25 protein-coding genes and 2 pseudogenes are annotated in these 24,983 nt (G+C 76.5%); 14 read left to right on the plus strand and 13 right to left on the minus strand.

The window, feature by feature from the left end:
* Positions 1-211: 211 nt before the first annotated feature.
* Complete coding sequence (locus GC089_RS08840; protein WP_155377388.1) at positions 212-628, minus strand: CoA-binding protein; 417 nt, start codon at positions 626-628, stop codon at positions 212-214.
* A 106-nt stretch (positions 629-734) separates the two neighbouring features.
* Here GC089_RS08840 and GC089_RS08845 point away from each other — a divergent pair, with 106 nt between their 5' ends.
* From GC089_RS08845 to GC089_RS08880, 8 genes and pseudogenes are all read left to right on the plus strand, one after another.
* Positions 735-1,334 (plus strand): CDP-alcohol phosphatidyltransferase family protein, encoded by a 600-nt coding sequence (locus GC089_RS08845; protein WP_230685163.1) that lies wholly within the window; start codon positions 735-737, stop codon positions 1,332-1,334.
* A 502-nt stretch (positions 1,335-1,836) separates the two neighbouring features.
* Positions 1,837-2,304 (plus strand): DUF881 domain-containing protein, encoded by a 468-nt coding sequence (locus tag GC089_RS20030; RefSeq protein ID WP_196250873.1) that lies wholly within the window; start codon positions 1,837-1,839, stop codon positions 2,302-2,304.
* The gene (locus GC089_RS08855; protein ID WP_136519984.1) at positions 2,301-2,633 is read left to right on the plus strand and encodes a small basic family protein; all 333 of its coding nucleotides are present in this window, start codon (positions 2,301-2,303) and stop codon (positions 2,631-2,633) included. Before GC089_RS20030 ends, GC089_RS08855 begins: the two co-directional genes overlap by 4 nt.
* Positions 2,630-4,066 (plus strand): DUF881 domain-containing protein, encoded by a 1,437-nt coding sequence (locus GC089_RS08860; protein WP_155377391.1) that lies wholly within the window; start codon positions 2,630-2,632, stop codon positions 4,064-4,066. The genes GC089_RS08855 and GC089_RS08860 overlap by 4 nt, the downstream gene beginning before the upstream one ends.
* A gap of 142 nt (positions 4,067-4,208) precedes the next feature.
* Positions 4,209-4,682, plus strand: coding sequence for an FHA domain-containing protein (locus tag GC089_RS08865; RefSeq protein WP_155377392.1), 474 nt, complete (start codon positions 4,209-4,211; stop codon positions 4,680-4,682).
* A 97-nt stretch (positions 4,683-4,779) separates the two neighbouring features.
* Positions 4,780-4,938, plus strand: a pseudogene (locus GC089_RS19035) (MerR family transcriptional regulator); the annotation flags it as partial.
* Positions 4,939-5,521: 583 nt separating this feature from the next.
* Complete coding sequence (locus tag GC089_RS08875; protein WP_230685164.1) at positions 5,522-6,046, plus strand: bifunctional nuclease family protein; 525 nt, start codon at positions 5,522-5,524, stop codon at positions 6,044-6,046.
* Between the two features lie 157 nt (positions 6,047-6,203).
* Positions 6,204-6,785, plus strand: coding sequence for a MerR family transcriptional regulator (locus tag GC089_RS08880; RefSeq protein ID WP_155377393.1), 582 nt, complete (start codon positions 6,204-6,206; stop codon positions 6,783-6,785).
* Positions 6,786-6,837: 52 nt separating this feature from the next.
* Here GC089_RS08880 and GC089_RS08885 read toward each other — a convergent pair.
* Positions 6,838-7,604, minus strand: a pseudogene (locus GC089_RS08885) (ParA family protein).
* An 84-nt stretch (positions 7,605-7,688) separates the two neighbouring features.
* Here GC089_RS08885 and GC089_RS08890 point away from each other — a divergent pair.
* From GC089_RS08890 to GC089_RS08905, 4 genes are all read left to right on the plus strand, one after another.
* Positions 7,689-8,264, plus strand: a complete 576-nt coding sequence (locus GC089_RS08890; protein ID WP_196250874.1) for an MBL fold metallo-hydrolase — start codon at positions 7,689-7,691, stop codon at positions 8,262-8,264.
* A 161-nt stretch (positions 8,265-8,425) separates the two neighbouring features.
* Positions 8,426-8,632, plus strand: coding sequence for a hypothetical protein (locus tag GC089_RS08895; protein ID WP_155377395.1), 207 nt, complete (start codon positions 8,426-8,428; stop codon positions 8,630-8,632).
* 35 nt (positions 8,633-8,667) lie between these two features.
* Positions 8,668-9,177, plus strand: coding sequence for a GNAT family N-acetyltransferase (locus tag GC089_RS08900; RefSeq protein WP_155377396.1), 510 nt, complete (start codon positions 8,668-8,670; stop codon positions 9,175-9,177).
* A gap of 286 nt (positions 9,178-9,463) precedes the next feature.
* Positions 9,464-10,240 (plus strand): SDR family oxidoreductase, encoded by a 777-nt coding sequence (locus GC089_RS08905; RefSeq protein ID WP_155379065.1) that lies wholly within the window; start codon positions 9,464-9,466, stop codon positions 10,238-10,240.
* Positions 10,241-10,321: 81 nt separating this feature from the next.
* Here the strand turns inward: GC089_RS08905 and GC089_RS08910 are convergent, their stop codons facing one another.
* Entirely contained in the window at positions 10,322-11,236 is a 915-nt protein-coding gene (locus GC089_RS08910; protein ID WP_230685165.1) for an NAD(P)H-binding protein, read from the minus strand.
* 594 nt (positions 11,237-11,830) lie between these two features.
* Here GC089_RS08910 and GC089_RS08915 point away from each other — a divergent pair.
* On the plus strand, positions 11,831-11,986 hold the full coding sequence (locus tag GC089_RS08915) for a hypothetical protein (protein WP_155377397.1): 156 nt from the start codon (positions 11,831-11,833) through the stop codon (positions 11,984-11,986).
* Between the two features lie 49 nt (positions 11,987-12,035).
* On the opposite strand, the gene GC089_RS08920 is transcribed toward GC089_RS08915, so the two are convergent.
* Entirely contained in the window at positions 12,036-12,986 is a 951-nt protein-coding gene (locus tag GC089_RS08920; RefSeq protein WP_155379069.1) for an aldo/keto reductase, read from the minus strand.
* A gap of 288 nt (positions 12,987-13,274) precedes the next feature.
* Between GC089_RS08920 and GC089_RS08925 the strand changes: the two genes are divergently transcribed.
* Complete coding sequence (locus GC089_RS08925) at positions 13,275-13,619, plus strand: RNA polymerase-binding protein RbpA (RefSeq protein ID WP_136519996.1); 345 nt, start codon at positions 13,275-13,277, stop codon at positions 13,617-13,619.
* 101 nt (positions 13,620-13,720) lie between these two features.
* Here GC089_RS08925 and lnt read toward each other — a convergent pair whose 3' ends face one another.
* The 9 genes from lnt to GC089_RS08970 form a co-directional block, all read right to left on the minus strand.
* Positions 13,721-15,286: an apolipoprotein N-acyltransferase gene (gene lnt, locus GC089_RS08930; RefSeq protein WP_155377398.1), complete on the minus strand. Its 1,566-nt coding sequence runs from the start codon at positions 15,284-15,286 to the stop codon at positions 13,721-13,723.
* 498 nt (positions 15,287-15,784) lie between these two features.
* Positions 15,785-17,413 (minus strand): amidohydrolase, encoded by a 1,629-nt coding sequence (locus tag GC089_RS08935; RefSeq protein ID WP_370514098.1) that lies wholly within the window; start codon positions 17,411-17,413, stop codon positions 15,785-15,787.
* Positions 17,414-17,443: 30 nt separating this feature from the next.
* On the minus strand, positions 17,444-20,293 hold the full coding sequence (locus tag GC089_RS08940) for an RNA helicase (protein ID WP_155377399.1): 2,850 nt from the start codon (positions 20,291-20,293) through the stop codon (positions 17,444-17,446).
* 15 nt (positions 20,294-20,308) lie between these two features.
* Positions 20,309-21,235, minus strand: coding sequence for a diacylglycerol kinase family protein (locus tag GC089_RS08945; protein WP_155377400.1), 927 nt, complete (start codon positions 21,233-21,235; stop codon positions 20,309-20,311).
* On the minus strand, positions 21,232-22,062 hold the full coding sequence (tatC, locus tag GC089_RS08950) for a twin-arginine translocase subunit TatC (RefSeq protein WP_155379071.1): 831 nt from the start codon (positions 22,060-22,062) through the stop codon (positions 21,232-21,234). Before tatC ends, GC089_RS08945 begins: the two co-directional genes overlap by 4 nt.
* A 49-nt stretch (positions 22,063-22,111) precedes the next feature.
* Positions 22,112-22,390, minus strand: coding sequence for a Sec-independent protein translocase subunit TatA (gene tatA, locus GC089_RS08955; RefSeq protein ID WP_155377401.1), 279 nt, complete (start codon positions 22,388-22,390; stop codon positions 22,112-22,114).
* A gap of 165 nt (positions 22,391-22,555) precedes the next feature.
* Positions 22,556-22,852, minus strand: coding sequence for a hypothetical protein (locus tag GC089_RS08960; RefSeq protein WP_196250875.1), 297 nt, complete (start codon positions 22,850-22,852; stop codon positions 22,556-22,558).
* A gap of 3 nt (positions 22,853-22,855) precedes the next feature.
* Entirely contained in the window at positions 22,856-23,887 is a 1,032-nt protein-coding gene (locus tag GC089_RS08965) for a YafY family protein (protein ID WP_155377402.1), read from the minus strand.
* Complete coding sequence (locus GC089_RS08970) at positions 23,880-24,938, minus strand: YafY family protein (RefSeq protein WP_155377403.1); 1,059 nt, start codon at positions 24,936-24,938, stop codon at positions 23,880-23,882. Before GC089_RS08970 ends, GC089_RS08965 begins: the two co-directional genes overlap by 8 nt.
* Positions 24,939-24,983 lie beyond the last annotated feature (45 nt).

A 24,983-nucleotide genomic window follows, 5' to 3' on the forward strand; every position in this document is an offset into this window, starting at 1 on the left:
CGGGGCCGCCCGAGGGCGTCCATCGACGTCGCTCACCCCGTCACACCTGGCCGCCCTCGGGCGGTCCGACACGCATCGGCGGGACCCGGCGGCCCCGCGAGGGGCTCGCCGTCCCGCGCGGGGACGCGACACGACTCCTGTTGTCCCGTCCAGGTTACCCGTGCGCGCCGCTCCGTGGGTCGGCAGGACGCGGTGACGTCACGCACACGGCTCAGCCGAGGCCGCGCCGGCCCCCCTCGATCGCGGGGCAGCGGTCCATCACCACGTCGAGGCCCGCGGCGCGGGCGCGCGCGGCCGCCGCCTCGTCGACGACGCCCAGCTGCAGCCACACGGCGCGGGCGCCGACCGCGACAGCCTCGTCCACGACGCCGCCCGCGATCCGGCTGTTGACGAACAGGTCCACCACGTCGGGCGGCTCGGGCAGCTCGTCGAGGCGGCGCACACCGCGCACGCCGTGCACCGTCGGCGCGCTCGGGTGCACCGGGACGACCCGGTGCCCGAGGCGCTGCAGGTAGGCGGCGACGCCGTACGCCGCGCGCGCGGTGTTCGTCGACAGGCCGACCACCGCCCACGTCGCCGGCGTGCGCAGCAGACGGTCCACGACGTCGGGGTCGACGGCGGCGCTCATGCGTCCGAGCCTGCCACCCGCCCGCGCCGGGCGGTACCGGAGCGTCGCGCCGGGCGGCGCTGCGGGTGCGCATAGGATCACGGTCAGGACGACGACGGGGGAAGGCGTGACGGAGGAGCCGGCGGTCAGCGCTCGCGTGCTCACCGTCCCCAACGTCATCAGCCTCGTGCGGCTGCTGCTGGTCCCCGTCTTCGCCGTGCTCGTGGCCCGCGGGGACGACGCGTGGGCGCTGCTGGTGCTCGCCGTCTCCGGCGCGAGCGACTGGCTCGACGGCGTCCTGGCGCGGCGGATGCACCAGGTGACGCGGCTCGGGCAGATGCTCGACCCCGCCGCGGACCGCCTGTTCATCCTCGTCACGCTCGTGGGCCTCGCCTGGCGCGAGATCGTCCCCGTGTGGCTCGTCGTCGTGCTCGTGGCGCGCGACGTGGTGCTCGCGGGCATGCTCGTCGTCCTCGCCCGCGCGGGCTACCCGCCGCTGCGGGTCCACCTGGCGGGCAAGGCCGGCACGATGGTGCTCCTGTACGCGTTCCCGCTGCTGCTGCTCTCGCAGTGGCCGTCGGCCGTGGGGCAGGCGGCAGGCGTGCTCGGCTGGGCCTGCGCGCTGTGGGGCGTGGGCCTGTACTGGTTCGCCGGTGCCCTCTACCTCGCCCAGGCAGGGTCGGTGCTGCGCCGCGAGCGGCGCCTGGACCGGGCGGCGGCACGGTGAACCGCCGCCACGCGCAGCCCGGGCCCACCCGGGCGGCCGACGCCTCGATGACGCTCATCAACGAGACGTACCGGCGGCCCCTGGACCCCGGGTACCAGGAGGTGGCGGCACGACGCGCGGCCGGTCTGGCGCCGCGGCGGACGGCCCGGGGAGCGGCGGCGCTCCTCGTGCTCGCCGTCGTCCTCGGTGCCGCGGCCACGTCCGCCGCCAGTGCCCTGCGGCGCCCGCCGCCGGCGGTGCTGGAGGCGCGCACGCTGCTGGAGGACGAGATCCGCGAGCGCACCGCGCGCGCCGAGGAGCTGCGGGTGCAGAACGCGCGGCTCTCCGCCGAGATCGCGGGCCTGCAGACGGCGGCGGCCTCCAGCGAGGACCCGGCGCTGCTCGCCCAGCTGCAGCAGGACGCGGTCCCGGCCGGACGCGTCCCGGTCACCGGGCCGGGTCTGCGGATCGTGCTCACCGACCGCCAGCCCCCGAGGGCGAGGAGCTGGACCCGGACAGCCGCGTGCAGGACGTCGACCTGCAGGTCCTGGCGAACGGCCTGTGGGCCTCCGGTGCGGAGGCGATCGCGATCAACGGCGCGCGGCTCACGTCCACCACGGCCATCCGCAGCGCGGGGGCTGCCGTCCTCGTCGACATGCGGCCGATCGTCAGCCCCTTCACCGTCGAGGCGATCGGTGACGCGGTGGGTCTGCAGACCGGGCTGGCGCGCGGGGCCGCCGGGCAGCGCCTGGCGATGCTGCGCTCGCAGTACCGGATCGGTGTCGACGTGACCGCGCAGGACAGGCTCCGGCTCCCGGCGTCGGGATCCTCGACGCTGCACGTCGCCCGTGTGCTCGAGGAGCCGACCGCGTCCTCCGTGCCCGAGGGTGCGGGGGAGGACGGAGGGGACGCCGGGGAGGCGGACGCTCTTGGGGCCGCGTCACCGGATGTGGCAGTGTCTGTCCGTCCTGACGGAGGGGAGGGCTCGTGATCGCGGTGATCGGGCTCGTGCTCGGCGTGGTCGCCGGGCTCCTGATCGAGCCGACCGTGCCCGCGAACCTGCAGCCGTACCTGCCGATCGCGGTCGTCGCCGCCCTCGACGCGCTCTTCGGCGGCCTGCGCGCGTTCCTCGACGGGATCTTCGACGAGCGCGTCTTCCTCACGTCGTTCCTGTCGAACGTCGTGGTCGCGGCGCTCATCGTCTTCCTGGGCGACCAGCTCGGGGTCGGGTCGCAGATGACGACGGCCGTGATCGTCGTCCTGGGCATCCGCATCTTCTCGAACGCCGCGTCGATCCGACGCCACCTGTTCAAGGCATGACGGACGAGCACGGGCCTCCCACCCCGCCGACCGGCGCCACGCCGGCGGTGCCCGAGCCGCCGCGCCCCCCGCTCGACGACGCGCCCGTCATCGACCCGCGCGACCCGCTCGGCCTGGGCGACCTGCTGCCGGACGCCGGGTCGCCGACGTCCGAGGAGACCCGCGGGCCCGGCGACGAGCAGACGGACGACCTGCGACGCGAGCCGGCGGACGGGTCGGTCGGCGAGCCGGCGGACGCGCCCGTCGGCGAGGCCCCGGCGGACGACGGCTCCGGGGGCGGGTCGGGCGTCGACGACGCGGACGTGCCCCGCACCGACTCCCACGACCTCTCTGCGGTGGCGGTGCCGACGGCGGCCGACGAGGACGCGCCTGCGGGGGTCGACGCGGCGTCCGGCGGACCGGCCCGCGAGGACCGGTCCCTCGCCCCTGCCGAGCGCGAGGACGACGCGTCGCCCGGCACGACCGGGCACGAGCCGGTCGCGCAGTCGCAGGACGGGCCCGTCGCGACCGGCACCTCCGCCCTGGACGGCGCCTCGACGGTCACCGCCTCGGTGGGTCCGGGCGGCCCCGCCGACGGCGCGCAGGTCCCGTCCGCGGCGGACGAGCCGCTCCCGGTCCCGGGGCCCACGCCCCGGGAGCCGGACCCGGACGCACCCGGCGGCGCCGACGAGCCGGGTCCGTCCCGCACGGCCGCGCACCCGGCGGCGGGCGAGCGCTCGGCGTGGAGCCGTCTGGCCCACGCGATGCGCCCGCGCATCACCACCGGGCAGCTCCTCACCGCCGCGCTGTGCGCGATGCTCGGCCTCGCCCTCGTCGTCCAGGTCCGGCAGACGACCGACGCCCAGCTCGGGTCCCTGCGCCAGGACGACCTCGTGCGCCTGCTCGACGAGACGACCACGCGCGCGGACGAGCTCGCCCGCGAGGCGGCCGACCTGCAGCGCGAGCGGGACGAGCTGCTGTCCGGCTCGGACCGTCAGCAGGCCGCCCTCGACGCGGCCCGCCGCAACGCCGCCACGCAGGGCATCCTCACCGGTCGGCTGCCCGCGACGGGCCCGGGGGTGCGCGTGACGCTGCACGACGCGGACCCGGGCATCCGCCCGGCCACCATGCTCCACGTGCTGGAGGAGCTGCGGAACGCGGGCGCCGAGGCCATCCAGCTCAACGACCTGCGCGTGACCGCGAGCAGCGCCTTCACGGGCACCGCCGGCGCCGTCGTGCTCGACGGCGTGATGCTGTCCCCGCCGTACCGTTGGCTCGTCATCGGCGACCCGGACACGATCGCGACCGCGCTCGAGATCCCCGGCGGGGCCATCGCCGCGGTCCGGCGGGACGGCGGGCGCGGCACCGTGGAGCGGGTCGTCCGGGTCGACGTCACGGCCCTGCGGGAGCTGCCGGACCCGGTGCACGCGACGCCCGTGCCGGGCGACGGCTGACGGACGGCGCGCCGCGCGCACGTCACTCGCCCAGGTGCTCAGCGTGCTGCACGGACGTGCCGACACCACATAGGGTGAGACCCGCGACGGCTGGGTCGAGGCGGGAGCTGCGACGCGCCCGCATCCGACACGGGAGGTGCACATGAGCGACGATCGACCGGCTCCGGCCGGAGGGCTGCCCGAGTACCGCGGCGACGGTCCGGACACGACCGTCAGCTTCGGGTCGCTCGCGCCCGTCGACCAGGAGGCGCCCGCACGCGTCGGTCTCACCGCGGACGAGGCGGCCGCGGTGCAGGCGCTCCCGCCGACGTCGGCGCTCCTGATCATGCAGCGGGGTCCGAGCTCGGGTGCCCGCTTCCTCCTGGACGCCGAGCGCACCACCGCGGGTCGCAGCACGAGCGCGGACATCTTCCTCGACGACGTCACGGTGTCGCGCAAGCACGCCGACTTCGTGCGGGAGGGCAACCAGTTCGTCGTGCGCGACATCGGCTCGCTGAACGGCACCTACGTCAACCGGTCGCGCATCGACCAGGCGGTCCTGCGGGCGGGTGACGAGGTCCAGATCGGCAAGTACCGCATGACGTTCCACCCCAGCCCGCACCGTGACGCCTCCTGACGGCGCGGCGGCGCGCGCGGTCCGCGCAGCCGCCCCGGACGAGGCGACGACGCCCTCCCCGGAGCCCTGGCCGCGCGGGCTGTCCCGCCGCGCGAGCATGCGCATCTCGGACGTCCTCGCCGCGCTGCGCCTGGAGTTCCCGGCGGTGACGACCTCCAAGCTGCGGTTCCTCGAGGAGCAGGGGCTGGTGGCGCCGGTGCGGACCCCGTCGGGGTACCGGCAGTACTCGCCGGCCGACGTCGAGCGGCTCCGCTTCGTCCTGCGCCAGCAGCGGGACCGGTACATGCCGCTGAAGGTGATCGGGGAGCGGCTCGCCGCGCTCGACGCGGGCGCGGAGGAGGACGAGGCCCCGCCGCGCGCGCGCCTGGCCACGAGCGACGGTGTCGCGCGCACCCCGGCCCGGATGACCGCCGAGCGCCTCGCGCAGGACGCCGGCGTCGCCCCCGGTCTGGTCGAGGAGCTCGTGGCGCTGGGCGTCCTGCGTCCCGACCACCGCGGTGCCTTCGACTCCTGGGCGCGGGACGTGGTGGTCGCGGCGGCGGCGCTCGGCGAGCACGGCATCGACCCCCGGCACCTGCGGGCGTTCCGCGCGGCCGCGGACCGGCAGGCGGACCTCGTGGAGCAGGTCGTCGCCCCCTGGCGGGGCAGCGCAGCGTGTCGGCACGCGCGCGCGCCGGCACGCTCGCCGCCGAGGTCGGCGAGCTGTGCGCGCAGATGCACACGGCGCTGCTGCGGTCGTCGGTCGCCGACCTCGCCCCCTGACGGGCGGCCCGAGGACGACACGCGGGTCGTCGAGCGCTGGGGCAGACGCGGCCGCCGCCGCGTCGTAGCGTGGGCACGTGGCGGAGGATCCCGAGCTGGTCCCGGTGGAGGTCGTCGGCGTGCGCACGCACCTGGCCGACGACGAGATCGTCGTGCTGCTGCTCGACCCCGACTCGGCGCTGCTGGTCCCGATCCTCATCGGCCCGGCGGAGGCCTCGGCGATCGCCGCGGCGCAGGCGGGCGTCGTGCCGCCGCGGCCCATGACGCACGACCTGCTGCGCGACGCCCTGCTCGCGGCGGGTGCGCCCGTCACGCAGGTCGAGATCACGCGTCTCGAGGACGGCGTCTTCCACGCCGCGCTCGTGCTGCGGGGCGGTCGACGTGTGGACTCGCGCGCCTCCGACGCGATCGCCGTGGGGCTGCGCTTCGGCTGCCCGGTGCTCTGCTCGGCGGAGGTGGTGGCCCTCGCCGGGGTCGAGGTCCGCCCGGCGGGCAGCGAGGAGGACCTGGCGCAGTTCCGGGAGTTCCTCGACCAGGTGTCGGCGGAGGACTTCGAGACGGGGCACGAGCCGGGGCAGGAGCCGGGAGGTCGCGAGACGTGACGCCGGACGAGGGACCGACCTTCGACCTCAGGGTGAAGGTGAGACACGCACCGGGCGACACGCCGGACACGCTCGTTGCGTGCCTGTCGGTGCAGGCCTAGCGTTGCAGCAGATCAGGAACAGCGCGCCCGCCTCGCGGACGCCGAGGGAGGCACCCGTGGTGAGCAACGAGACCGCCGAGAACGCCGGCGCCGTCCCCCAGCGAGCGCAGGGTCTGCTGTTCGACGACGACCTGCCGGACCTCGACGTCGCGACCGGGTACCGCGGGCCGACCGCCTGCCGCGCCGCCGGCATCACCTACCGCCAGCTCGACTACTGGGCTCGCACCGGACTCGTGGAGCCGTCCATCCGGCCGGCCACGGGCTCCGGGACGCAGCGGCTGTACAGCTTCCGCGACATCCTCGTCCTCAAGGTGGTCAAGCGGCTGCTGGACACGGGCGTGTCCCTGCAGCAGATCCGCAGCGCCGTGTCCCACCTGCGCGAGCGGGGGGTCGACGACCTCGCGCAGATCACGCTCATGTCCGACGGGGCCAGCGTGTACGAGTGCACGTCGGCCGACGAGGTCATCGACCTCGTCCAGGGCGGGCAGGGCGTCTTCGGGATCGCCGTCGGCCGCGTCTGGCGCGAGGTCGAGGGCACGCTGGCCGAGCTGCCGACCGAGCGTGCCGAGGACGACGCGGCGGCGCCCGCACCGCAGGACGAGCTCGCGCTGCGTCGGCAGGCACGCTCCGCCGGCTGACGACCGCCCAGCACGACGCCCCGTCCGGGTCACCGGGCGGGGCGGTCTGCTGTCAGCGGCGGGGGGCGCGCAGCGCGCGCTCGAGGAGCTGGTCGAACACGCCGGCGAGCTCGGCGGCCGCCGCCCCGGGCCACGCGTGCACCGGCTGCGCCGCCCCCTGGGCCTGCTGCAGGGCGGCGCGCTCGGGGACGCTGGGGGACAGGACGAGCGGCCCGTACAGGGTCTGCAGCTCCTGCAGGCGGTACGCCTGCTCCACCGACCGCGCGCGCACGCGGTTGACGACGATGCCGAGCGGCTGCAGCGCGGGTGCGGCACTACGCCGCAGCTCGTCGATCGTGCGCATGGCCCGTCCCACGGCCATCACGGCGAACAGGCCGGGCTCGGTCACCACGACGGCGCGGTCGCACGCGGTCAGGCCCGTGCGCGTCAGGCCGCCGAGCGACGGCGGGCAGTCGATCAGCACCAGGTCGTACCCCGAGAGCCAGGACAGCGCGTAGCGCAGGCGGTCGAGGTCACTGTCGTCGACGCGGTCGTGCAGGACCGAGCGCTCCGAGCCGACGAGCACGTCCAGGCCGTGGTCCGCCCACCCGGACGGCGCCGTGGCGGCCGCCACCGACTCGCCGGAGGGGGAGTCGAGCACCGAGGCGACGTCGCCCGCGGCCGCACCGGCCGCACCGAGCGCCATGGTCGAGTCACCCTGGGGTCGAGGTCGATGACGAGGGTGCGCAGCCCGCGCTCGAGGGCGGCCGAGGCCAGCCCGAGCGTCACCGAGGTCTTGCCCACGCCACCCTTGAGGCTGCACACACCGAGGACGAGCACGGGCGCCACGGTAGCCGGGCGGTGCACCCGGCACGAAACGCGGCGCCGGGCGCGTCGCGAGGCGCGTGGGCCAGGATGGGGACCATGACCCTCGCCGTCAGCCGCCACGGGCACGCCTGCGTACGGATCGAGCGCGCCGGGCGCGCCCTCGTCGTGGACCCGGGCGTGTGGAGCGACCTCACGGTGCTCGACGACGCCGAGGTCGTGCTCGTCACGCACGAGCACCCGGACCACCTGGCTCTCGACGCGCTGGTCGCGCGCGCGACGGCAGGGCTGCCCGTGCGGGCGCCCGGCCCGGTCGTCGCCGCGCTCGAGGCCGCCGGCGCGCCGGCCGACGCCCTGCGCACGGTCGCGTCGGGCGACGAGCTCGACGCCGCCGGTCTGCGGGTGCGCGTGCTGGGGGAGCGGCACGTGGTGATCCACCCGGACCTGCCGGTGCCGGCGAACGTCGCCTACCTCGTCGAGGACCTCGTCCTGCACCCGGGCGACTCGTACACGCCGCCGCCCGCGGGCACGGCCGTCGACCTGCTGCTGCAGCCCCTCGGTGCGCCCTGGCTGCGGCTCGGGGAGGCGGCCGACTACGTGCGCGCGGTCGGGCCGCGGCGCGTCGTGCCGATCCACGACGCGCTGCTCAGCGACCTCGGCCGGGGGGAGCGGTGAACCTGCTGCGGACGTTGACGTCCGCGCAGGTGCTCACGCCCGCGCCCGGCGAGCGCGTCCTCGTGCCGGACGCCTGAGCGTCCCGGCGTCGGTCCCGCCCCGCTGCGGTCGCCGGTGCCGCCGTCGGTCGCTAGCGTCGCCCGCGACGGAGAGGAGCCGCCGTGACCGAGAACGCCGACCTGCCCCGCCTCGAGCAGGACGAGACCGTCCCGCCGCGCCCGGAGGAGGAGATGGCCGACCTGGCCCGCACCCGTCCCGACCCCGCGGGGCACGGGGAGGAGCGTCGCGCCGCGGCGGACCTCGACGCCACGGACGGACTGGGGGAGCAGCGCCCCGAGGACGGGCCGACGGCGCGCGAGGTGGGCTGAGCGACGGGCGGCGCCGACTAGGGCATCCTTGCCTGATGCAGATCCGAGCCGTGGTCGAGGACGACTGGCCGCTGGTGCGCGAGGTCCGGCTGCGGGCCCTGCGGGAGTCACCCGAGGTGTTCGGCTCGTCGCTCGCCCGCGAGGAGCGGTTCGTCGAGTCGCACTGGCGCATGCGGCTGCGCACCAGCCCCACCTGGGTTGCCGTCGACGACGACGGGACACCGCGCGGGCTGGTGTCGATGATCCGCGAGCCGGGTTCGCCGGAGGACGACCGCCACGTGCAGCAGATGTGGGTCGCGCCCGAGGTGCGTCGACAGGGCGTCGCGTGGTCGCTGCTCGACGCCGTGGTGCGCGCAGCCGCGGAGGACGGCGCACGCACGGTGTCGCTGTGGGTCGTCGAGGACAACGCGTCGGCCGTCGACCTGTACGTGCGCGCCGGCTTCGTGCGCACCGGCGAGCGCCAGGCGCTGCCGCGCGACCCGGACCGCGTCGAGGAGCGGTACGAGCGCCACGTGGACGTCGCCGGTCTCGCCGCCGGCGCGTGAGGCGCGGGAGAGGCACGGGCGGGACCCGGGGGCCGCCGCCCCGGCGTTCTGACATAATGCACATTATCGGCGTCACGCGGAGAGGCTGCAGACGGGGTTCTCAGCTGGGGCTCGACGTGCCGGACGCCGCCCATCACGGGCTCCCACGGGGCTCGAGGTGACACGTGAGGCTCGCTCGTGGTGCACGTGACGGTGCACCCGCGACCTGCTCGTCGTGCACGCAGCGTCCCCAGTCGCTGCGCGCAATGACGTCGCCGGCACTGCGCGAGCCGACGACACTGGACGGATGACGCAGGATCTCGACGACGCCGGTCGCCGCCCGGTCGCTCTCGTCACCGGGGTGGGCCGCACCAGGGGCATCGGCGCCGGTGTCGCCCGCGGGCTGGCGGCGAGCGGCTGGGACATCGCCTTCACGTATTACTCCGCCTACGACACCCGCATGCCGTGGGGCGGTGAACCGGGGGCCACCGACGCGATCGCCGACGAGCTGCGCGCCGCCGGGGCCGAGGCGGTGGCGATCGAGGCCGACCTCGCGGACCCGCTGGCTGCGGACCAGGTGCTCGACCGCGCCGTGCACGCCCTGGGTGGGGTGCAGGCGCTGGTGATGTGTCACTGCGAGTCGGTCGCCAGCGGGATCCTCGACACCTCGGTCGAGAGCTTCGACCGCCACTTCGCCGTCAATGCCCGAGCCGCGTGGCTGCTCATCCGCGCGTTCGCGGAGCGCGCCGAGGGCGAGGACGCACGACGGCGGGTCATCGCGCTGACGTCCGACCACACGGTCGGCAACCTGCCGTACGGCGCGAGCAAGGCCGCGTTGGACCGCATCACGCTGGCCGCCGCATCCGAGCTGGCGCATCTCGGGGTCCGCGCCAACGTCATCAACCCGGGCCCGATCGACACCGGCTGGATGACCGACGCCGCTCGCGCTGCAGGCACGCGCCAGACTCCCCTGGGCCGTCTCGGCACGCCGAGTGACACCGCCGACCTCGTGACGTTCCTCTGCTCGGCCCAGGGCGGCTGGATCACCGGACAGCTGCTCCACAGCAGCGGCGGCTTCGCCTGAGGTCGCCGCGGCGGGCCCTGACCCCGGGCCGTGCGGGTCGCGCCGCTCGCACCCGCCTGACCGCAGGCCACAGCGGACCGCTCACCCTGCGGCGAGCAGCGGCACGAGCTCCTGGGACGCCCACGCCCGGAACGTCGTGGGCGTGGTGCTGACGTCGTCGCGCGGGTCCTCCGGGACGAACGACGAGCGGAAGCCCCGTGCCATGCCGACGATCGCGTCCACGCGGCGCTCGGCCATGCCGAACGACCGCAGCTGCGCCGTGACCACCTCGTCGGGGACCTGCTCGGCGCGCACCTCGCGTCCGGTGAGCTCGGACAGCGTCCGGGCGACGTCGCCCGCCGAGAGGTCCTCGGGGCCCAGCACGCCCTGCGTGGTGCGTCCCGACCATGCCGTCGACAGCAGGCGCAGGGCTGCGACGTCGGCCACGTCGTCCGGGGCGACCCACGGGATGCGCTGCTCCACCGGCAGCTGGGTGGCCACGACGCCGTCGCGCAGCGCCTCGAGGTCCATGAGCAGGTTGCTGAAGAAGTAGCCGCAGCGCAGGTGCGTCACGCTCGCCCCGGTGCCGTCCAGGTGCTCCTCGACGCGGCCGAGCCCGTCGATCTCCCCGAAGCCGCCGCGCGCCTCGGCGCCGACGCTGCTCTGCAGGACGACCCTCGGCACCCGGTTGGCCCGCACGGCGGTCGCGGCGACGGCGCCGAACGCGTCGTACGCGGCGAGCGGGTCGTCCCCCGTCGACGGCACCACCCAGTGCACGGCGTCGGCGCCGGCCGTCGCGGCGACGACCGCGTCGGCGTCGGCGAGGTCGGCGACGACGACCTCGCTCCGGGCGCGCACCTCGGCGCTGAGGCGCTCGGGGTCGCGGACGAGCAGGACGGGCCGCTCCCCCGCGCGGTGCAGACGGCTGACGACACGTGCTCCGACCTGGCCGGTGGGCGTGCTGACGACGATGCGCACGGCGTGCTCCTCGGGGTGCTCGCTGGGACGGGACGGCACCGGTGTACCGGCACCCTCCGACATGCCGCTTCACCGAGCCGACCCCAGCCCGCCGTCCCCGCCGCCTCGTCCCCGTCCGCACCGTCCCGTCCCGACGGGCACCGGCGAACACACGTGACGCTCCCCCGCCATGACCGATCCCCACGGCGCCGAGACGCCCGACCCCGCCCACGACCCGGCCCGCGACCCCGCCCGTGACCCCGCCCCGGACGAGCCCGGGCCCGGGCCCGCCGGAAACGCACCCGCCCCGGACCGCCTCCCGGGCCCGGCAGCACCGACCCAGCCGCCGCGCCCCGCGCGAGCCGCACCCTCGACCTGGGAAGCGCCCGGCCCCGACGACGACCTGGCCGACTCCGCCGTGCCGGGCGTGGAGGTGCCGGACCCTCCCGCGGCGCTCGACCTGATGCTCCGGCTCGTCGGGCCCGAGCGTGCCGGGTCGCCGGCGCTGTGGTTCGCGCTCCTGGACGCCGAGCGCCGCCTGCTCCCGGCCGTGCTGCCGCTGTCGGAGGTGCCGCTGCGGCCCGACCCGGCGGCCGCGCGCCAGGTCGTGCACGTGCTGGCCTCGGTGCTCGAGCGGGAGGCCCCCGGGGCAGCGTGGTCGTCGCGGTCGTGCGTGCCGCGGGCGGGGACCACGGGTCCTTCGAGCGGGCGTGGGCGCACGCGCTCGTGCTCGCGGCCACCGACCGCGACCTGACGGTCAGCGCCGTGGTCGCGATCGGCGAGCACCGCGCGCGCGTGCTCGTCGTCTGACGCCCGGGCGCGGGTCGACCCGCGGTCGGCCCGCGCCCGTCGGGCGGCGTCAGGCCGCGGGGCTGGGCGAGGCGTCGTCGATGGCGGCGAGCTGCTCGAGCGTCGGCTCCCACAGCGTCGCGGCGACGTTCGCGCGGACCTGCTCCGGCGTCCGGGCGCCGGCGATGACCGACCCGACCGCCGGCTGCGCGGCGAGACCGCCGAGGGCCACCGTCGGCAGGTCGACGCCCCACGCGTCCGCCAGCGCGGCGAGCGCCTCGATGCGGTCGAAGTCGGCGCCCTGCAGGCGCTGCGGCATGCGCTCGAGCCGGGAACCGGCGGGTGCCCCCTCGCCGCGTCGGTACTTGCCCGTGAGGAGCCCGGACGCGAGCGGCACGTACGGCAGGATGCCGACGCCCACGTGCTCGGCCGCCGGCACCAGCTCGGCCTCGGCACCCCGGTCCATGAGGTTGTACCGGTTCTGCGCCGACACGAACGGGGTCGTCCCCGCGGTCCGGGCCGCCCAGTCGGCGTCGACGACCTGCCACGGCGCGAAGTTGGAGGACCCGATGTACCGCACCTTGCCCTCGTCGACGAGCTCCTGCAGCGCGGCGAGCGTCTCCTCGATGGGCGTCTCCGGCTCCGGCCGGTGCAGCTGGTACAGGTCGACGTGGTCGGTCCCGAGCCGGCGCAGCGAGCCCTCGATCGCGCGGCGGACGTACCGCCGCGACGCGCGGGAGCCCCAGTCGGCGCCGTTGAGCCCCTGCACGTCCATCCCGAACTTCGTCGCGACGACGACGTCGTCGCGACGTCCGCGCAGCGCCGCGCCCAGCAGCTCCTCGCTCTGGCCGGGCGTCCCGCCGTAGACGTCGGCGGTGTCGAAGAACGTCACACCCGCGTCCAGCGCGGCGTGCACGACGGCGGCCACGCCGTCGGGCTCGAGGGTCGCGCCGAAGGTGTTGCAGCCGAGCCCGGCGGTGGAGACGGTCAGTCCGGAGTCGCCGAGACGGCGGTAGGTCATGGTCACCGTCGCAGCCTAGGACGGGCGGGGCGGCCGGGCGCTGCGGGAGGCTCCGCTGGCGCCGTCGGGCGCTCCCCCGGTCCGCGGGTGCGCCGCGGGGCGTGCGGGTGGCAGGTACCGGCGAGCCGCGAGCCGGTCCAGCGTTCCGCGCGCGCTCGGCGCGGGTCTGGGTGAGAGTTGTTTCACCAGACCTTCACGGCGGACGAGGAACACCGTCGTCGACGTCCCCGTTGAGATCACCGGAAGCATCCAGGCACGACGGCCGCACCACGGCACGGAGGTCCCCACATGGCCAACAGGTCCCTGCGCGGGATGCGCATCGGGTCCCACAGCATGGAGACGGAGCAGGGCGTCGACTTCGCCCCGCGTCTCCAGGCGTACTACGACTGTCCCAACGGGCACACCATCATCCTGCCGTTCTCCGTCGAGGCGGACGTGCCGGTCGTGTGGGAGTGCCGCTGCGGCGCCGAGGCGCTGCTCCGGGACGCCACGAAGCCCGAGGCGAAGGCCGGCAAGCCGCCGCGCACGCACTGGGACATGCTGCTCGAGCGCCGCACGGTGAACGAGCTGCAGGAGCTGCTCGACGAGCGGCTCGACCTGCTCCGGGCTGGGAAGCTGCGCCGCAGCGCCTGACCCCGCGATCCCCGACGCCCCCGGTGACACGTCCCGGGGGCGTCGTGCTGCCGGGGCAGCCCGATGGCCTGTGGCGCCGCCTCGGGCCGCGTCCGGAGCCCTCAGGCCGCGTCCGGCCGGTCCTCGCGGCGGAGGCTGCGTGCACCGGCGGCACCGGCCACGACCACGCAGACCGCGAGGGCGGAGAACACCCACGCCGGCCACTCCCCCAACCGCGTCGCCGGGGACAACGACGTGCGCAGCGGCAGCGTCGCGACCATCTGCGCCGCGGTGAACAGGTCCGTGCGCTGCGTCACCGCGCCGTTGGGCGTGATGACCGCGCTGACCCCGACGGTCGAGATCTGCACGGTCGCGCGGCCGTGCTCGATCGCGCGCAGGCGCGACATGGCGAGCTGCTGCGTGGACTCGTCCGTCCACCCGAACGACGCGTTGTTCGTCTGCACGACGAGCACCTCGCCGCCCTCGCGGACCGCCTCGCGCACGAGGCCGTCGTAGGCCACCTCGAAGCAGATGACGTCGCCGAGGACGACCGTGCGCCCCAGGCGCGCGGACTCCAGCGGCACGACCCCCGGCTCCGAGCCGGCGAGCATGTCCTGCGTCACGAGGTCGACCGCGGACGAGAAGTGCCGCACGAACGAGCGCATCGGGATGTACTCGGCGAACGGCGCGGGCCGCTGCTTGGAGTACTCCGCCACGACGCCCGTGCCGGCCTCCCACAGCACGGCGGTGTTCCACCGGCCGCCGGACTCCGGGTACTCGACCGTCCCGACGAGCATCGGCGCCCCGACGTCACTGGCGGCCGCGTCGATGAGCCCCGCGGCCTCCGCGTCGACCTGCGGGTCGATGTCCGAGCCGTTCTCGGGCCACAGCACCACGTCGAGCTCGCCGGGCGCCACCTGCTCGAGCAGCGCGCGTGTCCCCGCGACGTGGTTGTCGAGCACCTGACGGCGCTGCCCGAACGCGTCGAGCCGACCAGGCTCGGGGACGTTGCCCTGCACCGCGCCCACCCGCAGCGTGCCGGACTCGGCGCCCGTCTCGAGCGGGATCGCGAGGGCGCCCACGACGACGGCGGCGACCGCCGCCAGGGCGCCGACGGTGCGGCCGAGCGCCACCCGCCGCGCCGCGAGCAGCGCACGGGCCAGGAGCACGCCGACGGCGGCGACGGCCGCGGTGAGCAGAGGTGTGCCGCCCAGCCACGTCACGGCCGCCAGCGGCGAGTCCGCCTGGGAGAACGCGAGCCGGCCCCACGGGAACCCGCCGAAGGGCCACGCGGACCGCAGCTCCTCGACGCCGACCCAGAGCACGACGAACACCACGAGCTGCCACCCGCCGCTGCGCCACACCGCGTGCCCGCGGCGGGCCCAGGACCAGGCGGCGCCGAACAGCGCGACGAACCCCGCCTCCACGAGGCTCAGGGCAGCCCACGGCACGGCGCCGACGGCCTCGTGCGCCCACAGGATCATCGGCGCGAAGCAGGCCAGCCCCCACACGAGACCGACGAGCGCGTTCCAGCGTGCGCTGTCGCGCCGCAGGGCGAGGTACAGCAGGGCGACCCCGGCGTAGGCGGCTCCCCACCACCCCGGATCGGGGAACGCCGCCCGGGTGAGCAGGCCGCCCGCCGCGGCGAGCAGCAGCGTCACCCAGCGGGTGGGAGGCGGGAGGGGCACCGCGTCAGGGTACGTCAGCCGCCGGGCGCGACCGCCGGCCGCGCGACGCACGTGCGGTGGCCCGTGTCACGGGCGCACCGGGCCGGGGTGTCCCTGCGGGGCCTGCCCCGGCCCGGTGCACCCGACCGACCGGCCCGCGCGCCCTTCGTACCGGCGAGGACCGGGGTCCTGCCGTTGTCTGTTGAGCGCGCGGGCCCGGCCGGAGCTCGTGCCGAGCGGCACCCGACGAGCAGTCGGTGGCCCCCCTGTGGTGCCCGCGCCGGCAAGCCACCAGCGAACCTACTCCGCGGGTCGCGCAGGGTGTCAAGACCGCGTCGCAGCAGGTCAGCGGCCTCAGCCCTGGTCAGGCCCGTCCGATTCGTCGGGTACGCGCGCGCAGCCCCGGCGTGTCGCCGCGCGTGTCGGCCGACACGCGCGGGCGCCGCGGGGCACCGCGGCGGCGGGCCCGACCCGATCGTGCGCGGATTCACCCGTTCGGCCGCACCGCCGTGCTGGTCGTCAGTCCAGCTCGTCGTGCAGCACGACCCCGGCGCGGACGGTCCGCACGCACCTGGGCGCGGGTGCGCCGGGCGACAGGTCGGGCAGCAGCGGGGACCCCGCGCGCGCGTCGGCGCTCCACGTGGAGGTCCGCGACGCCTGCACCACCAGGTGCTCGGCCCGCCACACGGCCAGGTGCGCCGGTGCCCCCACCCGCAGCTCGCCGGCGCCCGTGTGGTCGAGGTGGGCCAGTCGCCACCCGCCACGGGTGGCGGCCCGGAACGCGGCGCGCACGGACACGCGCTGGTCGGGCTCGTGGTGGTGCGCGGCGGCGCGCACGCCCGCCCACGGGTCGACGGGCGTCACCGGGGCGTCCGAGCCGAGGGCCAGCGGCACGCCCGCGGCGGCCAGGTCCGCCAGCGGGTTCAGGGCGGCGGCACGTCCGCGACCGAGCCGCGCGGCGTACATGCCGTCGGGGCCGCCCCACGCGGCGTCGAACGCCGGCTGCACCGAGAGCCGCAGCCCCAGGAGCACGATCTGCGCGAGCGAGGGCGCGTCGACGAGCTCCGCGTGCTCCAGCCGGTGCCCGGCGCCCGCCACCGCGGCCATGCCCTCCACGTCCGCCGCGGCACGCAGCCCCAGCAGGACCTCGTCGAGCGCGCGGTCGCCGATGACGTGGAACGCCGCGTGCGAGCCGGCGCGGGTCACGGCCGTGACGTGGTTCGCCACCTCCTCCGCGGTGAGGTAGAGGCGGCCGCGCGTGTCCGGCGCGTCGGCGTACGGCTGACGCAGCGCCGCGGTGCGTGAGCCGATCGAGCCGTCGACGTTGAGGTCCCCGCCGATGCCGGTGAGGCCGGGCAGGTCGGCGAGCAGCGCCCGCGCGTCGTCGACCGTGACGCAGCGCTCGCCGCGGTAGCCGATCACGAGGGGCAGGGCCGACGACGGGTCGGCGGTCAGGGCGAGCAGCTCGCGCAGACCCGCCCTCGTGTCGATCGACGGGGCCGACTGCTCGTGCACCGCGACGACACCCGCCGCCGCGGCGGCCGTCAGGGCCTCGCGGTAGAGGGCGGTCCGCTCCTCCGCGTCCACCTCGCGGGCGAGGGCGCGGGCGGCGTGGTGCGCCTCGCGCTCGACGCGCCCGTCCTCGCTCCACCCGGGCAGGGCACGCAGCCCCGCCGCGTCCGCGAGCGGCGTCGACACGACGGCCGAGTGGACGTCGACCCGCGCCAGGTAGACGGGGATCCCCGGTGCGACCGCGTCCACCTCCGCGCGCGTCGGCGGCCGGCCCTCCGGCCACGTCCGCTCGTCCCAGCCCGAGCCGAGCAGCGGCCGGCGGTCCCCCCGGGCGGTCGGCGACGGCGCGCGCGAGCGCGGCGAGCGCGTCGGCCACGCTGCGCACGCCCGCGGCCGCGGACAGGTCCACCCCGCGGGCCGCGAGCGCGGTCTCCAGCAGGTGCACGTGGGCGTCGACGAACCCGGGGCGACGAGCGCGCCCTCGAGGTCGACGACCTCGTCGACGCTGGCCACCAGGCCGTCGGCGGTGTCGTCGGAGCCCATCCACGCGACGGTGCCGTCCTCGACGAGGATGGCCTCCGCGAAGGGGTCGGACGGGGAGTGGACGACGCCGTGGCGGTAGAGGGTCGAGGTCACATCCGCACACCCTAGGCCCGCGGGGGTCGCTCAGACGGCGGAGTAGGCCACCACCCCGCGGCGCAGCGCCGTCACGGCCCGGTCGGCCGTCGTGCGCAGGCGTGCGGTGGGTGCGGCGCCCGCGATCTGGTCGAGCACGTCCACGACCTGCTTCACCCAGCGCACGAAGTCGCCCGCGGCGAGGTCGCCGCCGCGCAGGACCGAGTCGAGGCTGCGTCCGGCGGCCCAGCGGTGGATGGGCTCGACGAGCCCGGTGTCGAGCGGCTGGATCGTCTCCAGCCGGTGCCGGTGCTCGAGGTCCTCCAGCTCCGACCAGGCGCGCACGGCCGCGTCGAGCGCCCGCCCCAGCCGGCTCTCCGGCCCGCCCGGCACGCGCGGCTCGACCTCCTCGTCCCGCCGCGACCGGTAGACGAGGGCCGAGACGGCCGCGGCGAGCTGCGGGGCGTCCAGCTCGTCCCACACGCCGCGGCGCAGGCACTCCGCGAGCAGCAGGTCGTTCTCCGCGTACAGGCGGCGCAACCAGCGGCCGGCGTCGGTGACCCTGAGCGACGTGCCGGTACCACCGCTCGGCTCGGTCCGCTCCAGGTAGCCCTGGGTGACCAGCACGTCGCAGATGCGGTCGAACACGGCCGCGATCGACCCCGTGCGGCCCGCGATCCGCGCCACGAGCGCGTCGTGCTCCGACTTGAGCCGGTGCCAGCGCTCGGCCCAGCGCGCGTGCTCCTCGCGGTCCGGGCAGCGGTGGCACGGGTGGGCACGCAGGCGGCGGCGCATGGCCTCCAGCTCCGCGTCGTCGGCGGCCGCCGTGCGGCGCGCGTCCCGGCGGCCCTGCCGTCCCGCGGGCGGGACGAGGTCGAGGTCGTCCAGGTACCCGCGCAGGCGCGCGGCGAGGTCGCGGCGCGCCGCCGGAACGCGCACGTTGAACGACCCCGGCACGCGCAGGGAGCCGACGGTGCGCGCTCCGGGGCCGACGTCGGCCACCGTCAGGCGCCGCACCTGCCGGTCCGTGGTGAGCACGGTCGGCTTCGGGCCGTCGAACCCCGGGCGGCCGCCGGGGTCGACGACGACGCCGTAGGACGCGCGCCGGCCCGCCGGGACCTCGAGGACGTCGCCGACGCGCAGGCCCTCGAGCGAGCGCGCGACGTCCGCGCGACGGGCGGACGCCGCCTGCTTGGTCAGCTCGCGCTCGCGGTCCCCGATCGCCCGGCGCAGGGCCGCGTACTCCGTGAAGTCCCCCAGGTCGCACGCCATCGCCTCGGCGTACCCGTCGAGCGCCTCCGCGTGCGCCTGCGCCTGGCGTGCGAGCCCGACGACGCCCCGGTCGGCCTGGAACTGCGCGAAGGACGTCTCGAGGACCTCGCGGGCGCGCTCACGCCCCACCTGGGCGACGAGGTTCACGGCCATGTTGTAGGTGGGCCGGAACGACGAGCGCAGCGGGTACAGCCGGCGCGACGCGAGACCGGCCAGCTGGACGGGGTCGAGCCCGGTGTGGGCGACGACGACCGCGTGCCCCTCGGTGTCGATGCCGCGCCGCCCTGCACGCCCGGTGAGCTGGGTGTACTCGCCCGGTGTGATGTCCACGTGCTGCGAGCCGTCCCACTTGACGAGGCGCTCGAGCACGACGGACCGGGCGGGCATGTTGATGCCGAGGGCCAGGGTCTCGGTCGCGAACACGACCTTGACCAGGCCGCGGGAGAACAGGTCCTCGACGGTCTCCTTGAACAGGGGCAGCATGCCCGCGTGGTGCGCGGCGACGCCCCGTGCGAGGGCGTCCTCGAACGCGTCGTAGCCGAGGACGCCGAGGTCCTCGGGCGGGATCGCGGCGCAGCGCTCCTCCGCGATGCGGCGGATCTCCGCCTGCTCGGCGGGCGTGGTCAGGCGCACCCCCGCCGAGAGGCACTGCTGCACGGCGGCCTCGCAGCCCGCCCGCGAGAAGATGAACACGATCGCCGGCAGGAGGCTCTCCTGCGCGAGGGTGTCGATGACGGCGAACCGCGGCGCCTGCCGGATGCCGATGCCCGGGCCGCCGCGTCCGCGTCCCCGGGGGCCGCGGTCCCCGGGGCCGCGCCGGTCGCGCCCGTCGCCGGACGCGCGGCGCAGCAGGTGCGTGAGGTCCGGGTTGATCGGCGGGTCGACGCCCGGGTCGGTGGGGTCGACGTGCCCGGCGTACAGGTCCAGCAGCTCGTCACCGACCAGGACGTGCTGGCCCAGGGGCACGGGACGGTGCTCGCTGACGACGACCGTGGTGTCGCCGCGCACCGTCGACAGCCAGTCGCCGAACTCCTCCGCGTTCGAGACCGTCGCCGAGAGGGACACCAGCTGCACGTCGTCGGGCAGGTGGATGATCACCTCCTCCCAGACCGGCCCGCGGAACCGGTCGGCGAGGTAGTGCACCTCGTCCATGACGACGTACCCGAGGCCCGCCAGCGCCGGCGAGCCCGCGTAGAGCATGTTGCGCAGGACCTCGGTGGTCATGACGACGACGTCGGCGTCGCCGTTGACGTTCGTGTCGCCCGTCAGCAGCCCGACGCGCTCCTGGCCGTGCACGCGGGCCAGGTCGGCGTACTTCTGGTTCGAGAGCGCCTTGATGGGGGTCGTGTAGAACGCCTTGCGGCCGGACGCGAGCGCCAGGTGCACCGCGAACTCCCCCACGACCGTCTTCCCGGCTCCCGTCGGGGCGGCCACGAGGACGCCGCTGCCGCGCTCGAGCGCGACGCAGGCCTCGACCTGGAAGTCGTCGAGCGGGAAGTCGAGGCGCGCGCGGAACTCGCCGAGCGCGCTGCGGTCGGCGCTCGCGCGGCGACGGGCCGCGGCGTAGCGCTCGGCCGGCGAGAGCTCCGTCTCGTCGGTGCGGGGGCGGGGGCGGGACGAGCGTGCCACCCGTCCACCCTAGGCTCAGGTCGGCCCGGACCTCGCGCCGAGCAGCGACAACGCCCCGGGGACGACCTCGGCGACGAGCGGGAGCGGGCCGACGGGCTCCCCGTCCGCGAACGCCGCCGGGGGCGGCGGCCCGTGGTCCGGCAGGGGCTCGACGAGCACGCGCCGCGCCCGCAGGACCGTCACGCGCGCGTCGCGCACGTGCCGGCCGCGGTAGACCCCGGGGAAGACCCGGACGACGTCCGCGCGCCTGAGGGGCCCGGCGAGGACGACGTCGAGCAGCCCGTCCGCCGGGTCGGCTCCGGGCGCGACGTGCAGCCCGCCGCCGAACCACGGGGTGCTCGCCACGGCGACGAGCGTGCCGCCGCCCTCCCACACGGACCCGTCGTGGGTGACGCGGTACCCGTACGGCCGGAACGTCCGCAGCTCGGGGACGAGGGCGCGCACGTAGCGCGCGCTCCCCCGCGGCCACCGCAGGCCGTTGGCGCGGGCGTTGACGGCGGCGTCCAGGCCGCACGACAGCACCCCGACGTACCACGCCCGCGGAGCGGCGTCGGGTGGGCCGACGCGGACGGCGTCCACGGCGACCGGCCCCGTGCGCAGGCCCCGGCTCACCGCGGCGACGGCGGCCCTGACGTCGCCCCGCGGCAGCCCGAGAGAGCGCGCGACGTCGTTGCCGGTGCCCGTCGCGACGACGCCCAGCGGCACGTCGGTGCCGACGACCGCCTCGGCCCCGAGGTGCACGGTCCCGTCGCCGCCGACGACCACGAGCGCGTCGATCCCGTCACGGACGGCCGCTCGTGCGTGGTGCGCGGCCTGGGCCGCGGTGGCGGCGGACAGGTCCTGCACGTCGTGGCCGTCCGCGCGCAGCAGCGAGAGCGTCCGACGGCCTGCGTCGCGTCCGCCCCCGGCCGTGGGGTTGACCACCAGCCCGAGGACGCTCACCCGGCGTCGGTCGCCGGGCCCCCGGTGCGGGGGGCGCGGTCCGCCCGCTCCCCCGGCCGCTCGCCCGGCATCGTGCCGTCGAGCCGCGGCAGTCCCTCGGCCACGAGACGACGGTCCACGCGCCGGTCGTGCAGCAGGCACAGCCCGAGCGCGCCGACGTAGAGCAGGCACATGGGGAACGCCACCGCGAGCATCGTCACCACGTCGGGCGTCGGCGTCGCGACGGCCGCGAAGACGAACGAGATGAGCACGGCCCAGCGCCAGCCCTGGGCCCAGGTGCGGGCCTGCACGAGCCCGGTCATGTTGAGCGCCACCATCACGACCGGCAGCAGGAACGCGGCCCCGAACGCGAGCATGAGCCGCATGACGAAGCTGAGGTACAGCTGCCCGTCCGTGACGTTCGCCGTGCCCGGCGGGGTGAAGTCGAGAAGGAGGCGCACGGCGTTCGGCAGCACCAGCCACGCCAGCCCGGCGCCGGCGAGGAAGAGCGGCACGGCGGCCGCGAGGAATCCGACCGCGTAGAGCCGCTCCCGACGCGTCAGTCCCGGGGTGATGAAGGCCCACAGCTGGTACAGCCACCACGGGCTGCTGATCAGCACCCCGAGGAACAGCGACACCTTGACCTGCATGTCGAAGGCGGTGGCGACGCCGGCGAAGTTCAGCGTGACGACCTCGTCACGCCCGGCGGCGACCTGCCGCACCGGCTCCTGCAGCAGCGCGAACACCGGCTCGTAGAGGAGCCACCCGGCGATGCCGCCGAGCACGAGGCCGACGGCGATGAGCACCAGGCGGCGCCGGAGCTCGCGCAGGTGCTCGCGCAGCGGCATCCGGCCGCCGGGCTCGCGCGAGCGGCGGGGGGACCTGCTCACGCCGGCGTCAGGCGCGCGGCGGTGCGGCGGCGTCCGGCGGCGTGTCCGCGGGAGCCTGCGGTGCCGTGCCGGCGACCGGGTCGGGTCCGGGGACCGCGGGACCGGTCACGGCGGTCTTCGGTGCGGCCGCGTCGCGTCGGTCGTCGTCCGCGAGGTCCTTGACCTCGTTCTTGAAGATCTTCATCGACTGGCCCACGGACCGCGCGAGGCCGGGCAGCCGGTTCGCCCCGAAGAGGAGGACGACCACCACCAGCACGATGAGGATGTGGCTCAGCTGAGGACGCACGACGCACTCCTGCCATCGACGGCGTTGACGTGGTCAGTCTACGCCGACGACACGGTGCGTCGAAGCGCTTCACCGGCACGCCCGGGGGCGACGGGTCGGCGACGGCCCGGTGACCGGAACGTGACGGGGGTCAGCCGAACCAGCGTGCGACCGCCTCGCGCACCGTCACCGCGTGCCGTGCGCGGCGCGCCGCCCGCCGCACGCGCCGCTCGTCGCGCAGCTCCTGCACGCGCGCGCCCAGCACCTCGACGTCCTGGCCCAGCGCCGGACGGACAGGTCCCGTGCGGCGCGCGCCGCCGCCTCCAGCTCCTCCACCCGCTCGCTCAGCGCGGCCAGCGTCTCGCTCGCCCGCGACAGCTCGGCGCCCAGCGCGACGGCCGAGCGCCACAGCCGCCGCCCCAGCAGGAACGCGCCGACGAGCGTCGCCAGCACGAGCACCACCCACACGACGGTCCAGAGCACGTCTCACGCCTCCTCGGCGGTCGGGCCGGGCACGGCGGCGGCCGCACCGGCAGGAGCGCCCGGCGCGTCCGCCGCGGCGAGCAGGGGCCCGTACGCGGCGAGCGCCGCGCGGGCGGCCTCGGCCACCTCGCGCGCGACGTGCGGCGGGCGCACGTCGAGCACCTCGTCGGCGGCCTGCAGCAGCAGGTGCCGCAGCCACGCCGGCTGCACGACCCGCAGGTCCACCTCGAACGAGCCGTCCGCCAGCTCGCGCGTCGCCTCCACGGGCACCGACTCGACCACCCAGCGGGCCCGCCCGGCCAGACGCACGGTCACGAGGTCGGCGTCGGGGTCGGGCGAGAACTCGTCGGCGTCGGGCGACAGGGCGTGCGCGTCCGCGGGGGCGTCGAGCACCGTCGCGGCCACGATGCGGTCCATGCGGAAGCGCCGCTCGGCGTCCGCCTCCACCGACCACCCGATGAGGTACGAGCGCTCGTCCTGCGTGACGAGGCGCAGCGGGTCGACCTCGCGCTCGCTCGTCACGTCGGAGGCGTCGACGTACCGCAGCAGCAGGCGGCGACGCCCGCTGAGGGCGGCGCCGACGGCCGCGACGACCTCGGGCCGCCCGTTGACCTGCAGCTCCACGTCGACCCCCGCGGCCGCGTCGCCGGCGGCCGCCTGCACCTTGGCCAGGGCGGAGTCGAGGACGGCGGCGCGCGCGGGGTCGAGCGCCGGGCGCAGCGCGGCCAGAGCGCGCAGCGCCGCGACCAGCGCGACCGCCTCGCGCGGGCCGAGCCGCAGGGGCCGGGTCACGCCGCGGCCCTCCGTGAGGCGCACGACGCCCTGCTCGTAGGACGCCGCGTCGAAGTCGATGAGGTCGTCCGGCAGGTAGCCGGGCGTGCCCGTCACCCACAGGGTGTCGACGTCGGCCATGACCTGCTCCGGCGTCACGCCGAACTGGGCCGCGACCTCCTCGACCCGCACGTCCTCGTGCCGTTCCAGGTAGGCGATCATCCCCAGCATCCGCACGAGGCGGTCGCTCGCGCGCTCAGGCACCGCGCGCCTCCTCCGCGACGACGGTGCCGTGCGGGCCGGCGTCGGTGCGCGGCCGGTCGAGCCGCGAGGCGACCCGCAGCAGCCGCAGCACCTCGTCGCGCACGTCCGCGGGCTCCAGGACGACCACCGCGTCCCCGTACCCCACGAGCTCCTCCGCCAGCTCCCACGCGAGCCGGAACGGCACGGCCACGAGGTCGCGGGCGGCCAGCACCGGCCCGGCACCGGGCGGCAGCACGACGTCCGCGGGCGGTGCCGTCGCGCGGGCGCGTACGGCGCCGGCACGCTCGGGTGCCACGGCGAGCAGCGCGAGCCGCTCCGGGCCGTCCCCGGCCCACGTGCGGGAGGCGTCCGCGAGCTCCTCGGGGGTCGGCGGGTCGAACGCGCCCGGCTCCCCCACCGCCCGGACCGCGCCCCGGATCCGGCTCAGCCGGAAGGACCGGCTCGCGCCCCGGTCCCGGTCGCGGGCGAGCAGCACCCAGCCGCCCCGGCGCGCGAGGAGCTTCCAGGGCTCGACGTGCCGCACCCGCACCTCGCCGGTCGTCGCCGCGTGGTAGGTGAACCGCACGGCCTGCCGGGCCTGCACGGCGTCGACGAGCGGCGCGAACGCCTCCCCGCCGGCGCGCACCCGCGGCGCCAGGCCGGCGACGAGGTCGCCCGCCTCGGGGCCGCTGCCGACCGCGCGCAGCTTGGTCAGCGCGCGCGAGCTGTCGGCGCGCAGCGACTGGTCCTGCCACAGCTGGGCTGCCAGCGCCAGCACCCCCAGCTCCGCGGCGGTGAGCTCCACGGGCGGCAGCGACCAGCGCTCGGTGTCGATGCGGTAGCCGACGTCGTCGCCGTGCCCGGCGTGCGTGACGGTCAGCACCGGGATGCCGAGCTCGCGCAGCGTGTCCTTGTCCCGCTCGAACATCCGCTCGAACGCCTCGGTCGAGGTGGCGTCCTGGTACCCGGCCACGGAGGCGCGCACCTGCTCCTTCGTCATGCGTCCCGGGGTGTTGACCAGGGCGATGACGAGGTTGAGCAGGCGCTCGGCGGGTGGGATCGCGGGGGGCATCGGGACCACCGTAGTCGGCGGCGCGCCCCCTCGCGGGCGCGCGCG

The organism is Cellulomonas sp. JZ18 (assembly GCF_009720485.1).
Lineage (GTDB): Bacteria > Actinomycetota > Actinomycetes > Actinomycetales > Cellulomonadaceae > Cellulomonas.

Coding starts and splice junctions, on each gene's coding strand:
- GC089_RS08840 (WP_155377388.1), bottom strand. CDS start 628: ATGAGCGCCGCCGTCGACCCCGACGTCGTGGACCGTCTGCTGCGCACG.
- GC089_RS08860 (WP_155377391.1), top strand. CDS start 2,630: ATGACGGACGAGCACGGGCCTCCCACCCCGCCGACCGGCGCCACGCCG.
- GC089_RS08865 (WP_155377392.1), top strand. CDS start 4,209: ATGAGCGACGATCGACCGGCTCCGGCCGGAGGGCTGCCCGAGTACCGC.
- GC089_RS08890 (WP_196250874.1), top strand. CDS start 7,689: ATGACCCTCGCCGTCAGCCGCCACGGGCACGCCTGCGTACGGATCGAG.
- GC089_RS08900 (WP_155377396.1), top strand. CDS start 8,668: ATGCAGATCCGAGCCGTGGTCGAGGACGACTGGCCGCTGGTGCGCGAG.
- GC089_RS08905 (WP_155379065.1), top strand. CDS start 9,464: ATGACGCAGGATCTCGACGACGCCGGTCGCCGCCCGGTCGCTCTCGTC.
- GC089_RS08920 (WP_155379069.1), bottom strand. CDS start 12,986: ATGACCTACCGCCGTCTCGGCGACTCCGGACTGACCGTCTCCACCGCC.
- GC089_RS08925 (WP_136519996.1), top strand. CDS start 13,275: ATGGCCAACAGGTCCCTGCGCGGGATGCGCATCGGGTCCCACAGCATG.
- tatC (WP_155379071.1), bottom strand. CDS start 22,062: ATGCCGCTGCGCGAGCACCTGCGCGAGCTCCGGCGCCGCCTGGTGCTC.
- GC089_RS08970 (WP_155377403.1), bottom strand. CDS start 24,938: ATGCCCCCCGCGATCCCACCCGCCGAGCGCCTGCTCAACCTCGTCATC.